Origin of the sequence: Streptomyces sp. Ru73 (genome assembly GCF_002920575.1) — a bacterium.
GTDB lineage: Bacteria > Actinomycetota > Actinomycetes > Streptomycetales > Streptomycetaceae > Streptomyces.
This window is the reverse complement of sequence record NZ_PQSQ01000004.1, coordinates 70823-84164: the sequence shown is the minus strand read 5'-3', so window position 1 is coordinate 84164 and position 13342 is coordinate 70823. Positions and strand designations below refer to the sequence as shown.

The following is a 13342-nucleotide window of genomic DNA, read 5'->3' as shown; positions in this document are numbered from 1 at the left end:
GTCCGGCACGAATCGTCAAGGAGCGCTACGAAGGTTCCAGCCGGCCCTCGCATGCCGCTCGAAGCCGTCTCGACAGACCGGCCGCCGCCCGCGCCGCGCCCCCGGGCCCTTTCGGAGCCCGAGCCGCCCTCTAGCCCGGCCGTGTTGGCTGGCCGGGAGTGTCCAACGCCGTATCGAATCGGAGCGGCATCGAGACGAGGGAGCACATCCGGTGGCGGAACGAACCGACGTTTTGATCGTGGGCGGCAGCATGGTGGGCCTGGCCCAGGCGCTGTTCCTCGCCCAGCAGGGCATCCGGCCGGTGCTCGTCGAGCGGCACCCGCACATCTCGGCGCATCCACGAGCGCAGGCGGCCAGTCCCCGCACGATGGAGCTGATGCGTGCGCTCGGGCTGGAGCGGACGGTACGCGCGCAGGAGAATCCCCATGCGCAGTACGGGGACATCCTTCAGGTGGAATCGCTGACAGGCGCTGAGCTGGGGCGCTTCGACGGGCCGTTCCGGCACGACCCGAACGAGGTCAGCACCACCGGCTGGACCCTGATCGGGCAGGACCGCTTCGAGCCGGTGCTGCGCGCGAAGGCCGAGGAGCTGGGCGCCGACATCCGGTTCGGCACCGAGCTGGTCGGCTACGAGCAGGACGCCGACGGGGTCACGGCGGTCCTGCGGGACGTGCGGCACGACACCGAGACCACCGTCCGTGCCCGGTACCTGGTAGCAGCGGACGGGTTCCGCAGCCCGATCCGCGAGGGGCTGGGGATCGGCACGCACGGCCAGGGCGTCTTCGGCCGCCAGATGAACGTCATCTTCCATGCCCGGCTCGACGAGTACGTGGCCGGCCGCGAGTTCTTCCTCTGCTTCGTCAGCAATGACAAGGTCAAGGGTGTGCTCGGCAGGCTCGACGACGCCGACCGCTGGGTGCTGGCACCGAGCCTGCCGCCGCAGGAGACCCACGCGGAGTACTCCGAGGAGGAGTGTGTCGAGATGGTGCGGGCCGCGGTCGGCGTACCGGACCTGGATGTGGCTGTGGAGACGAGCACCAGCTGGGAGATCGCCGCACGGATCGCCGACCGCTTCCGCTCCGGGCGGGTCCTGCTGGCCGGTGACGCGGCTCATGTCATGCCGCCCACCGGTGGTTTCGGCGGAAACATGGGCGTGCAGGACGCGCACAACCTGGCGTGGAAACTGGCGCTCGTGCTGCGCGGGCAGGCAGGGGCCGAACTGCTGGACACGTACGAGGAGGAGCGCGCCCCGATCGCCGAGTTCACCGTGGAACAGGGCGTGATCCGGTATCTGCAGCGCAGCGGCCTGGACGAGGAGGCCGCGGCCCGGCACCGGCCGGAGACCATCGTGCTCTTCGGCCACGTCTACCGCTCGGGCGCGGTGCTGTCCGAGCCGGGCGCGGACGACGGCGCACCGGTGGAGGACCCCACCCAGCCCTCCGGCCGCCCGGGCACTCGGGCCCCGCACATCGAGGTGCGCGTCGACGGTACGGCCACCCCGCTGCACGACCTGCTGACGGGCGGCTGGCGGCTGCTGGCCGGGCCGGAAAGCGGCCTGTGGGGGCGTGCGGCGGCTGATGTCTCCCGGCTCACCGGTATCGACATCGTCTGCCACGCAGTGGGCGGCCAGGAGGAGGCCGAGGTGGTCGAGGACTTCCTGAAGAAGTACGGGATCACCGCGTCCGGTGCCGCGCTGGTCCGCCCGGACGGATTCCTTGCCTGGCGTGCGGCCGAGGAGCCCGCGGACCCGTCGGTGGAGCTGTCGGCGGTGGTCCACCGACTGCTGGCGCGCACGGTCTGACCCCGTCCGGCCGCACGTCCGGCCGGCCACGACGACTCGGCGCGCCACCCGCTTCCGGGAGGCGCGCCGAGTCGTTTCCACCGGCCGGTGATGCCTGGTCAGTCCAGGGCGAGGAGCTGACGCAGCAGGGCGGTCACGGTCTGCCCGACGTCTCCTTCGGGGCCGCTCCGCGACCGCCAGGCGACGAAGCCGTCGGGCCGGACCAGCACCGCGCCGCCCTCGGAGAGGCCGTACCGCTGAGTGAAGACGCCCTCGGTGTCGGTGTAGTCGCCGCCCTGGCCGATGCCGTGGACCCTCAGCACCAGGCCGAGCTCGCGAGCGGCCGCGGCCGCGGCACCCCAGGGAGCGGCGGGGCCGGCGGTCAGCAGAGTGAAACCGACGGAGAAGAGGTCGATGGTGGAGAACGGGCCGTGTGTTCCCTCGATGACCACGTGCGGGGCGCGGGAACCGGGCCGGCCACTGGGCTTGTCCGGATCCTCGGTGACCGTCCACAGCGTCGGGTCCTCGCCGGCGAAGGCCCCCGCCGGGTAGGCGTACCCGAAGGTCATCGTGGTCTCGTCGACCAGGTCGTCGGCGACGTCCTGGAGCTGTCTGCCCTCACGGACGGCGAACCGCAGCATCGCCTGACGCACCGTCTCCTCGGCGACCGGACGGCGCTCGGCGTCGTAGGTGTCGAGCAGCGCGGGGCCCGCCTTGCCGCTCAGCACGAGGCTCAGCTTCCAGGCCAGGTTGTAGGCGTCCTGGATGCCGGTGCTGGCGCCGAAGGCCCCGGTGGGCGGCATGACATGGGCGGCGTCACCGGCGATGAGGAAGCGGCCGGCGGTGAAGGTGTCGGCGACGCGCGCCGAGATGTCCCAGGCCGGCATGTTGACCGACTCGATCGTCAGCGGCAGGTCGGGGACGCCGACCGCGGCCCGGACCAGTTGGACGCAGCGCTGCGGGGTGAAGTCGTCGGCGCTCTGTCCCTTCTCCGGGAAGAAGGAGACGTTGATGACCCACTTGCGGTCGTTGTCGATCGGGATGATCGTGCCGCGTACCTCGGGGTTGTTGACGTACGCGGCGATGATCTTCCGGCCGCGCAGCGCCTGCTCCAGGTCGGCGTCGAAGAAGAAGCTCACCAGGTTGGTGAGGGTGCCACGCCCGTGGGCGCCGACGCCCAGCAGGTCACGTACGGGGCTGCGGCTGCCGTCGGCCGCGACGACGTACTCGGCACGCAGCTCACAGCTCGTACCGGTACCGAGGTCGGTGAGGGTGGCGGTCACTCCGTCCGCGTCCTCGGTGGCGGCGTCGAGGCGGGTGTGGAAGCGCAGGTCGACGCCGACCTCCTCGGCCCGCTCGCGCAGGATCGGCTCGAGCTGGTTCTGGTCGATCAGGGTCCACTGGGCGGGACTGATCCGGCTGATGTCCTCGACGGAGGCGTTGGGCATCCTGACCCGCTCGTTGCCGGCCAGGGTCTCGACGTGCACCAGGTCGGTGTTCCCGGAGATCGGTGAACGTCCGGCCTTGACGCGCTCCGCCATGCCGACGGCGCGGTAGAGCTCCATCGTGCGGGGGTTGATGGCACGGGCCTTGGGGTGCGTGGAGGTGCCGGGGTGGCGCTCCACCAGAGTCGCCCGCACTCCGTGGTGGGCGAGGAACACGGCAGCGGACAGGCCCGCGAGGCCGCCACCGACGATGAGTACGGGCACCTTCTCCTGGCTCATGGTGATTCCTTAAGTGGTCGGGGCGGGCGGCTCAGGTCCGGACGGTCATCGGACCGCGGTCACCAGCGTGTGAGTGCCGAGCAGCGGCTCCGCGGCGCTGTCGGTGAAGCCGGCCTCGCGCAGCCAGCCGCGCAGGTCCCCGACGCGGTACTCGGAGCCGTCGGGGCTGACCAGACGCATGTGGAGGCTGGACAGCAGGCGCTCGGCGTCCCGGCGCTCATCGTCGATCATCCGGTCGTAGACGAGGACCTGCCCGCCGGGGTTGACGGAGGCGTGGACGCGGCGCAGCAGTTCCTGGCGCCGGTCGGTGTCGAAGCCGTGCAGGATGTGGCCGAGCACGATGACGTCGGCCTTGGGAATGTCGTCCGTGAAGAAGTCGCCGCCGGTGAACGCGATCCGGTCGCCGAGGCCCAGGCGGGCAGTGTGCTCGGTGAACAGCGGACGGGTGCGCTCGAGGTCGAACACGCCGGCGGTCAGATGCGGATGTTCCACGACCAGTACGGAGGCGAGGTTCCCGCGCGCACCCCCGAGGTCGAGGACGGAGGCGTGGCGGCTCCAGTCGATCCGGCCCGCGAGCTCGGTGCCCATCCGGTCGCTGTATGCGTCGAGGCCGGCGAAGAAGCGCTTCATCTTCTCCGGGTCCTTGTGCTTGTCGCCGACGAAGCCGCCCTTGTCAGGGTCGAGGTGCTGCGGGGCACCGGTGGTCAGGGCCTCGGTGAGCCGGCCCCACGTGCTGTAGAGCGTCTCGTTGGTCAGCTCGACGAAACCACCGAGGTAGGTGGCGGTGCCGGGCACGAGGTACGCCTGAGCCAGCGGTGCGTTGCCGTAGTGGTCCCCGCTGCGTTCGAGCAGGCCGAGCCCGGCCAGCGCGTCCAGGAAATCGGCGGCCATGCGCGGGTGCAGACCGGTCGCGGCGGCGATGTGGTCCGCGTCGGCGGGCTGCTCGGCGCAGACACGGAAGACGCCGAGCGTCACGGCACTGTGCAGCACCTTGGCCGCACAGTCCGCGATGGTCAGCTTGATCAGCGGGCCGGGGTCGACCGCCACAGCCGTCGTACGGACATCGCTCGTTGTCACGCAAGCCTCCTAGCAAGCTTCTGGGACCGCACAGGTCTTCCCCCGACGATGGCCGGTGCGCGTGGAGTCCCACTCGAAGCGGCCTGCAACGTCGTGCCGTGCACGGCGAAAGATCGGCTCCGCGGCGCGCCCCCTGGGTGGGACCGCGGGACACATGCCGGAAAGGCGGCCGGCCCGCCTCCGGTGGGGGCGGGCCGGCCGCCTGCTCAGCAGCTCGTCCAGGACCTGCCGTGCTTACTCCACGACGCGCCGGGCGGGCCCGGTGGTGCCGGCCCAGGCGGCCAGGGCCGCCCGCAAGCCCGCCGCGATCTCCGCGCCGGGAGCGGACCGGTCCGCGGCCCAGGCGACATAACCGTCGGGGCGGACGAGGACACCCGCCAGCTCGGGCTCCTCCTCGCACGTCGCCACGACGCGCCTGACACGGTCGGACCGTTCCTGCGGTGCCGCCCACTCCCCGAACGTCTCGGAGACCTCGGGGACACCGGCCAGGTCGAGCAGGACGAAGCCGCCCCCGCGCAAGAACTTCGGAAGGGTGTCGCTGCCCTCCTCGGTCCTCAGCGTCAGGTCACGTGCGAAGTCGCCGAGCAGACGGTGCTCGGCACCCTCCAGGCCGTAGCGGACCCGCACGCCGCTGAGCATCTCCGCGATGTGCCGGTTCACCTGGTCCTTGGCCATCAGGTCCTGGAACAGCTCGCGGAGCTGGGTGACGTACGGGTCGGGGTTCATCAGCGCGATCTGGGCCCGCGTGTTGGACAGCACGTTGCGCGCGGGCTCCTGCCGTTCCCTGTCGTACGTGTCGAGCAGTCCCTCGGGCGCCCAGCCGTTGACCTCGGCAGCGAGCTTCCAGCCGAGGTTGAAGGCGTCCTGGAGGCCGAGGTTGACGCCCTGGCCGCCCACGGGAAAGTGGGTGTGTGCGGCATCGCCCGCCAGGAAGATACGGCCCTCACGGTAGCGCTCGGCCTGGCAGGCGGAGTCGGTGAACCAGGACAGCCAGCGCGGCTCGGCGGCGCCGAGGTCGTCGCCCCATACCTCGCGCAGGCTCTCGGTGAACTCCGCCAGCGACAGCTCGGAGCCCGGCTCCTTGCCCTTCTCGAAATCGAAGGTGGCGACGCGGTGGTACGTCTCGTCCAGCGGCACGCAGAAGAGCAGGCCGCGCTCCGTGCGCTCCATGCCCATTGGCGCCTTCTCACGGTCGGCGAGGACGACATCGGCCAGGCGCGCGGTGACGCGGCCCCCTGTGCCGGGGAAGCCGATCCCCGCTGACCTGCGGACCAGGCTGCGGCCGCCGTCGGTGCCGACGAGGTACCGGGCGCGCAGGGTGTACGCGCCCCCGGGTCCCGTGACGTCGGCCTCAGCGCCGTTCTCGTCCTGGCGCACCGCGGTCACCTCGTGGCCTCGGCGGATGTCGGTGCCCAGCTCCAGGGCGTGCTCCTCCAGCAGACGCTCGGTGCGGGTCTGCTCGGAGAGCAGCGCATAGTTGTGGGCGCTGTCGAGCAGAGCGAAGTCGACCCAGACGTCGAGGCCGGCGAAGTGGCCGTTGTTCCACGAGCGGGCGCCGTCGCGGAAACGCTCGGCGAGACCGCGGCGGTCCAGCGACTCCAGCGAACGTGCGTGCAGGCCGAACGCCTTGGAGTGGGGCGTGCGCTCGGTGAGACGTTCCAGCACGGCCGTCTTGACGCCGGCGATACGGAGCTCGGAGGCGATCAGCATGCCCACCGGTCCTCCGCCGACGACAAGGACATCGAAGTCGAAGTCCTGAGTGTCCGGCATTGCGGTCCTTCCGGAGAGAACTCGAGGCCAAGCCGCGCTTGCCGTCGAGGAGTTGACATCTACACTTACATGCTCGGCCGGCGTCGGACGCCGCGTCCGGCCACCTGCGCGCGACGGTCAGGAGACGCTGCTCAGCGCGCCAGGATCCGACGCAGCACCGCTTCGAGCGCCGCACCTTGTCCAGCGGCGGAAACGGAGGCCGGCGACCGCCAGGCGACGATGCCGTCCGGACGGACCAGGACGGCACCCTCGGCAGCCACGCCGTAGGCGTCCTCCCAGCTCTCCCGCCGGTCGGCGGGAGCGTGCCCGGCGGTCGGCGCGATGTGGTGAAAGGCGATGTCCACACCGGTCGCGGAACCGGCCGAAGCGGCCGCCTTTCCCCAGGATCCGCCGTCCCGCCCGGCCAGCAGGACGAAGCCCGCGCCGAAGAGGTCCAGTGTGGCCGCCGGCGCCCCCTCCCGGTCCAGCACCACGTACGGGGCGCGGGTGCCGGGTTCGCCGTGCAGGGACCGCGGGTCGTTGGTCAGCGGCAGCGGCTCCGCTGCCGCCTCGCGGACGAACGCACCGGAGCGGTAGGCCTGGCCCATCGTCACCGTCATCGCGTCATCGGTGGCGGCCTGCTGCTCCGGGGTCGCCGTGCCGGAACGCACCGCGAGCTGGAGGGAGCCCTGACGCGCCGTGTAGGCCCCCACCGGCCGACGCTCTTCGTCGTAGGTGTCGAGCAGGCCGGGGCCCGCGACGCCCTGGGTGACGAGGGCCAGCTTCCAGGCCAGGTTGCAGGCGTCGGCGATGCCGGTGTTGGCGCCGTATCCGCCGGTGGGCGGGATCTGGTGGGCGGCATCGCCCGCGATCAGCACCCTGCCTTGGACGAACCTTTCCGTGACGAGCTCAGCCATGTCCCAGGGGAAGCGGGAGCGGATGGTGACCTCGACCGTGTCCGAGCCGATCGCGGCGGAGACCAGCTCGGCGCAGCGGGAGTCGGTGAAGTCGTCGAGGCTCTCGCCCTTCCCGGGGTCGTAACCGACGATCAGGGTGCCCTCGGTGAGGGTGTCGTCGTGCACGAGGATGCCGGTCACCGTGTCGTTCTTGACATGTACGACGCTGTAACGGCGGTCCCCGAGGACGCTGCTGAAGTCGGCGCCGAAGGCGATGCTGACGTGCCGTGACAGGACCCCGCGGCCCTCGCGTCCGAGGCCGAGGGATTCCCGGACGCTGCTGCGCGGCCCATCGGCGGCCACCAGGTAGTCGGCGCACAGGGTCGTCTCCGTGCCCTCGGCGTCCTTGACCACGGCGGTGACGCCATCGCCGTCCTGGGTGAAGGAGACCAGCTCGGTGCCGAAGCGCAGGTCGGCGCCGAGCTTCTCGGCACGTGCCCGGAGGAGGGGCTCCAGCCGGTCCTGGGGCAGCAGCAGGAGCTTGGACGGGGTCAGGTCCGCGAGCTCGTCACCGCCCGCCAGCTCCTCCTGGCTGAAGAGGAGCTCGCCGGCGAGCGAGACCACGCCGGCGCGGGTCCTGTGTTTCTCGAACCCGGACGCGGCCGCCTTCGCGGCCTCCTCGACCCCGACCATGCGCAGGAGTTCAGCGGTGCGCGGGTAGTACCCCACCGCACGGGGATGAACCGAAGTACCGGGATGGCGTTCGACCACGGTGCAGGACACGTGGTGGTGGGCGAGGAAGACCGCGGTGGACAGGCCGACGAGGCTGCCGCCGACGATCAGTACGTGTCTGCCGCTGTTACTCACGAAGAACCCCTCTCGCACTGAGCTGACCGTGCCGATCGTGGCAGCGGCCGGTGGACCTGGACTCGAACCCGGCTCGGACGGTCAGGCCCTGACGGCGTACGTCGACCAGGCGCTGTCCGCCCGGAATCCGAGCCGGCGGTTGAGCGCGACGACGGCGTCGTTGCGCACGTCGTTCCAGGCCTGCACCAGGGCCAGGCCGTCGTTCTCGCGGGCGGCCCGGGCCAGCAGGTTCGCCTTGAGCCAAGTGCCCAGGCCCCGGCGGCGCCGGTCGCCGAGCACGAGCGTCTCCCCCGCGTCGGCCATGGGGCTGTCCCGGACGAAGAGGGTGGCGTACCCGGCGACCTCGCCGGTCTCCGCGTCGACAGCGGCGCTCACGTACTGCCGGTGTCCGGCCCGTTCGCTCTCGGCCTCGCGCGCGCGGACGTCCGCGGCGGCGGGAGTGCGCACCTGCGCCTGGCCGTTGACCGGTACGTCCAGAGCGCCCCAGGCGCGGGCGTAGGAGTCGACGAGCTCGTCCGGACAGCGGTCGGTCCACTGCTCCAAGCGATGGCCGGCGACCGCACGGTCGGCGAGTCCGTCGAGTTCTGCGCGGCCCGGGCCGCGCAGGAAGAGACGATTGCGCAGGTTGGTGCCCCGGAGTTCCGCGCCGCACGCGGAGACGAAGGCCGCGGCGGCGGTGGTGTCCGGGGCGTCGATGACGAGGTGGCTGCGGCCGCGGGCGCGCAGTTCGGCGCGGGCGGCGTCCACCAGGGCAGTTCCGGCGCCGCGGCGGCGGAAGGAGGGGAAGACCCAGAGCGAGCCGTGGCCCGGTCCGGTCGGGTCGCCGAGGTCGAGGCCGAGCTTGGTGCAGCCGACGGGCCGGTCACCGTCGAATGCGGCCAGGAGCATCCGGTCCGCGCCGTGCCGGCGCTGCAGCAGCCGAGCCAGCAGGGCCGCCGAGACGGGCGGGTCATCGGGCAGTTCGAGGCGCATCGTCTCCTGGAAGCCCGGGAGGAGGAGGGAGATGGTGGTCGGGTCGTCGCCGTCAAGGCTGCGGATGTCCATGTGCTCATGGTTCTCGGCGGCGGTCGGACGGCCGTGGAGCGCGGCTCGAGTCCGGGGTACCGCGCATCCCCGGACCCGGGCCACGGCCGCACGCCGGGGCGTCGTGCTCAGCCGGCCGGTGCCGCCTCGCCGATGCTCTGCGCGTGCCGGAAGAAGCCGTCGGGGTCGTAGGCCCGTTTCACGGTACGCAGCCGCGGGGCGTTCTCGGCGTAGTGATCGCTCTCCCAGTCCGCCGGCACCCGGGAGCTGGGGAAGTTGATGTACGAGCCGGTCGCGAGCGGGGCGAGGGCCGCGCCGCACCGGTCGGCCCACTCGTCGTACTCGCGCGGCTTCCGGGCGGCCGACTCCTCGTCACGCGTGGCGATCTGGAAGCCGGTCAGGAACTGGGCGTCGCGGTGCACGTAAGCGCTCGCGGTGCGGTCGACGCGGTTGGCGGCGCCGCCCAGCGCCATGCACAGGAGGTAGCGCTCACCGTCCAGGTCCGGGTTCCACGCCGTCAGCAGGGCCTCGGCCTCGCCACGGCCGGCCGGCCGCCCGGTGAGCCGGTAAGCCTGCCGGGTGTAAGGGTGGCGGTGGCCGATCGCGTCGGGGTGGGTCCCGGTGCGATGGCACTGCTGAACGGTCTTGGAGCCGCACAGCGCCTCGTGCATCACGTCGGCGTACCGGCCGGGTGCGCCGACCTCGCGGTGCATGGGCTTGGTGCAGGTGCGCTCGGTGAGCTCGTCGAGGGCTCTCTCCAGTTCCCCGGGGGTCCCGTGGTGCACGCCCCAGATCTTCACGACCGGCTTGCCGCCCGGCCCGAACATTCCGGGCAGCACGACCAGGGAGGTGCCGAGGTCATCGGAGGCCGCCACGGCCCAGGCCTGCCAGGCGACCAGCACATCGGCCGCGTCCTCGTACGACCACAGGGTTTCGAAACCGGTCAGCCGCGGGGCGTCGATGGGGCGCAGCTCGAATTCGGTGACGATGCCGAAGTTCCCACCGCCGCCACCACGCAGCGCCCAGTACAGGTCCGGATGCTCGTCAGCGGATGCCAGGACGACGCGGCCGTCGGCGAGGACGACCCGCGCGGAGACGATCCGGTCGCAGCCGACGCCGAACTTGCGTGTCTGCCAGCCAAGTCCGCCGCCGGTCAGGAATCCTCCCTGGCCGACGGTGGGAAAGGTACCGCTGATGATCTGGCGGCCCTGCGGTTCGAGGACGTCGAGCGCATCGAGGGACTGCACGCCTCCGCCGATACGCACGGTAGGACCGTCGGCGACCGCGTGGTTCATCCGGGAGACGTCGATGACCAGGCCAGGGCCGGTGGACCAGCCGTTGTAACTGTGTCCCCCACCGCGGACGTGCGCCGCGACGCCGGTCTCCCGGGCGTGCCGCACGCAGGCGACGACGTCCTCCTGGGACTCGCAGTAGGCGACGGCGCGCGGCGCGATCCGGTCGTACTCGGTGTTCTGCAACTGCTTGGCCAGCTGGTAACCCGGGTCGGACGGGAGTACGAGCTCGCCCTTGAGTTGGTCCCGCAGCATGGGATTCTGTCCTCCGTAACGTGCCGGTCCGGGGTACGAGGCGGGTGCGTCGTCCGGTTACTTGTCGATGCCGAACTTGTGCGCTGAGACCTTGGAGCCCTCGTGGCCGCGCAGCAGTGTGCCCGTGGGCGAGTAGAAGTTGGCGCCCCCGGTGCCCTCCCAGCGGTCGTCGGAGACGAACTCGCCGCTGACGAACACGTGCGCCTCCCCGACGTGCTCCCCCTCCGGGCTGACGGCGATGATGTGGAAGTTGTAGTGGAAGGAGTCCGCGCCGGTGCTCTCCCAGTTGCCCAGGCCGATGTTCTTGGCGTTGGCCTGGTAGCAGGTGACACCGCCGTCACTTGTGAAGGACGCCAGTCCGAACACGGACTTGCCGTCGTCCTCCAGCTCCGTGGTCCAGGTTCCGACCAGCCGCGCGTCGTTCATGTCGATGCTCCTGACGTGGTTCTCGGTTGCGTCGTGTGCCGTCGATAAGGTGTCACCGCGCGCTGGAGTGGTACTCGAACGGTCCTGCAGCACACAGCGAGGACAGGGTCACCTGCTGCGCCAGGTCCCCGGCGGCCGGTGCGGGTTGCGGTGTGCGCGATGCCAGCCGGCGGACCGGATCGGCTCCTCGCTGGCCGCCGCTGCCGCCGCCGCGGCGCGTTCGGCCAGGAAGGCCGTCAGTACCACGGTGAGGGCGGCGGTCTCCTCCGCGCGGGGGCTGCCGCTGACGATCCGCCACAGGTTCACGTCCCACTCCCCGTCATACCGGCGGGTTGCCGTGCTTGCGCGACGGCATCTCCGCATACTTCGACCGCAGCATCCCGAGCGCGCCGATGAGCGCCGAGCGGGTCTCGGCGGGGTCGATCACGTCGTCCACCAGCCCGCGCTCCGCGGCGTAATAGGGGTGCATCAGCTCGCTCCGGTACTCCTTGATCTTCTGTCCCCGTACGGCCTCCGGGTCGTCGGCGGCGGCGATCTCCCGCCGGAAGATCACGTTCGCGGCTCCCTCGGCGCCCATCACCGCGATCTCGTTGGACGGCCACGCCAGCGAGATGTCCGCGCCGATGGAGCGGGAGTCCATGACGATGTACGCGCCGCCGTAGGCCTTGCGCAGGATCAGCTGCACCCGCGGGACGGTCGCGTTGCAGTACGCGTACAGCAGCTTGGCACCGTGCCGGATGATGCCGCCGTGTTCCTGGTCCACGCCCGGCAGGAACCCGGGGACGTCGACGAGGGTCACCAGGGGGATGGAAAAGGCGTCGCAGAACTGCACGAAGCGCGCTGCCTTCTCACTCGCGTGAATGTCGAGGACCCCGGCGAAGGCGGCGGGCTGGTTGGCGACGACGCCCGTGACATGACCGTCGAGGCGGACCAGTGCACAGACGATGTTGGTCGCCCAGTCCGGCTGGATCTCGAAGTACTCGCCGTCGTCGACGATCTCCTCGACGACCGCGCGCATGTCGTACGCCTGATTGCCGCTGACGGGAACGATCTCCCGCAGCGCCTCGGTGAGCCGGCCGGCCGGGTCCGCCGAGGGCTGACGGGGCGCCGTCTCGCGGTTGTTGGACGGCAGCAGGCTCAGCAGGAAGCGTACGTCCTCCAGGCAGGCGGCCTCTTCGTCGTAGGCGAAGGCCGCGACACCGGAGACGGACGCGTGGACGTCCGCCCCGCCGAGGCTGTCCTGACTGACCTCCTCTCCGGTGACGGCCCTGACAACGTCCGGTCCGGTGATGAACATCTGCGAGGTCTCGCGGACCATGAACACGAAGTCGCTGAGGGCGGGTGAATAGGCGGCGCCGCCCGCGCAGGGGCCGAGCATCACGGAGATCTGCGGGATCACGCCGGAGGACCGGGTGTTGCGCTGGAAGATGCCGCCGTAGCCGGCGAGCGCGGTGACACCCTCCTGGATGCGGGCCCCGGCACCGTCGTTGAGGGAGACCAGGGGAGCACCGGCTGCCAGCGCCAGGTCCATCACCTTGTGGATCTTCTGGGCGTGGGCCTCGCCGAGCGCACCGCCGAAGATGCGGAAGTCATGGCCGTAGACGAAGACGGTTCGGCCGTGGACAGTGCCCCAGCCGGTGATCACGCCGTCGGTGTGGGGGCGTTTGTCCTCCAGTCCGAAACCGGTCGCGCGGTGTCTGCGCAGGGCCTCGATCTCGTGGAACGACCCCTCGTCCAGCAGCAGGTCGATGCGTTCACGGGCGGTCAGCTTGCCCTTGGCGTGCTGACGGGCGGTGGCCTGTTCGTCAGGGCCTCGCTCGGCCAGTTCCTTCAGCTGGGCCAGTTCGTCCAATCGCTCCCGTACGGAGCCCTCGGTCTCGGTGCTCACGCGCTCTCCTTGGAGTTCGACAGCCGGCGTGCCAGGTCCTGTTCCACCGGGCTGAGCGGTGTGTCCGGGCAGAACTGCTCCGGGTGGCCCGGCGGAGGCTGGGACAGCGTCCGTTCCGCGGCCGGGTCACCGGGAAGGTCGACGGGGAGCCACATGGCCCCGGACGTGGCCAGCATCCGGCCGGTCCACCGCAGGACGGCGGCAGCCACCGACCGGAAACCCGAGGACCTGGTCGTCCATCTGGGCATGGACCGGCCTCCTCATGCTCGTGGTGCGCGACGGCGCACTCGGCCAACGGTCTTCCATAGGGCTCAAGAGCACTTGGAGACCCGCTCGAGGGCGTGGCGCGCCCACGTGCGGGCGCC

General features: G+C 71.2%; 11 protein-coding genes. 1 reads left to right on the top strand and 10 read right to left on the bottom strand.

The window, feature by feature from the left end; all coding sequences use genetic code 11:
* The first annotated feature begins 211 nt into the window (after positions 1-211).
* Positions 212-1801, top strand: coding sequence for an FAD-dependent monooxygenase (locus C3486_RS03040; protein ID WP_146074945.1), 1590 nt, complete (start codon positions 212-214; stop codon positions 1799-1801).
* Between the two features lie 98 nt (positions 1802-1899).
* Here C3486_RS03040 and C3486_RS03035 read toward each other — a convergent pair whose 3' ends face one another.
* The 10 genes from C3486_RS03035 to C3486_RS02990 form a co-directional block, all read right to left on the bottom strand.
* Positions 1900-3504: an FAD-dependent oxidoreductase gene (locus C3486_RS03035; protein ID WP_103830951.1), complete on the bottom strand. Its 1605-nt coding sequence runs from the start codon at positions 3502-3504 to the stop codon at positions 1900-1902.
* A gap of 45 nt (positions 3505-3549) precedes the next feature.
* Positions 3550-4581: a methyltransferase gene (locus C3486_RS03030; RefSeq protein ID WP_103830950.1), complete on the bottom strand. Its 1032-nt coding sequence runs from the start codon at positions 4579-4581 to the stop codon at positions 3550-3552.
* A gap of 234 nt (positions 4582-4815) precedes the next feature.
* Complete coding sequence (locus C3486_RS03025) at positions 4816-6351, bottom strand: FAD-dependent monooxygenase (protein WP_103830949.1); 1536 nt, start codon at positions 6349-6351, stop codon at positions 4816-4818.
* A 131-nt stretch (positions 6352-6482) separates the two neighbouring features.
* Positions 6483-8093 (bottom strand): FAD-dependent oxidoreductase, encoded by a 1611-nt coding sequence (locus tag C3486_RS03020; protein WP_103830948.1) that lies wholly within the window; start codon positions 8091-8093, stop codon positions 6483-6485.
* 81 nt (positions 8094-8174) lie between these two features.
* Positions 8175-9137, bottom strand: a complete 963-nt coding sequence (locus tag C3486_RS03015) for a GNAT family N-acetyltransferase (protein WP_103830947.1) — start codon at positions 9135-9137, stop codon at positions 8175-8177.
* Between the two features lie 107 nt (positions 9138-9244).
* Positions 9245-10663 carry an FAD-binding oxidoreductase gene (locus C3486_RS03010; protein ID WP_103830946.1) on the bottom strand — a complete coding sequence of 473 codons (1419 nt, stop codon included), beginning with the start codon at positions 10661-10663 and terminating at the stop codon, positions 9245-9247.
* A gap of 57 nt (positions 10664-10720) precedes the next feature.
* Complete coding sequence (locus tag C3486_RS03005; RefSeq protein WP_103830945.1) at positions 10721-11089, bottom strand: hypothetical protein; 369 nt, start codon at positions 11087-11089, stop codon at positions 10721-10723.
* Positions 11090-11197: 108 nt separating this feature from the next.
* A complete protein-coding gene (locus tag C3486_RS03000; RefSeq protein ID WP_258052561.1) occupies positions 11198-11395 on the bottom strand; it encodes an acyl-CoA carboxylase epsilon subunit in 198 nt (65 codons plus the stop codon).
* Between the two features lie 13 nt (positions 11396-11408).
* On the bottom strand, positions 11409-12977 hold the full coding sequence (locus C3486_RS02995) for an acyl-CoA carboxylase subunit beta (RefSeq protein ID WP_103830943.1): 1569 nt from the start codon (positions 12975-12977) through the stop codon (positions 11409-11411).
* Positions 12974-13225 carry a DUF6059 family protein gene (locus C3486_RS02990; RefSeq protein ID WP_146074944.1) on the bottom strand — a complete coding sequence of 84 codons (252 nt, stop codon included), beginning with the start codon at positions 13223-13225 and terminating at the stop codon, positions 12974-12976. The genes C3486_RS02995 and C3486_RS02990 overlap by 4 nt, the downstream gene beginning before the upstream one ends.
* Positions 13226-13342 lie beyond the last annotated feature (117 nt).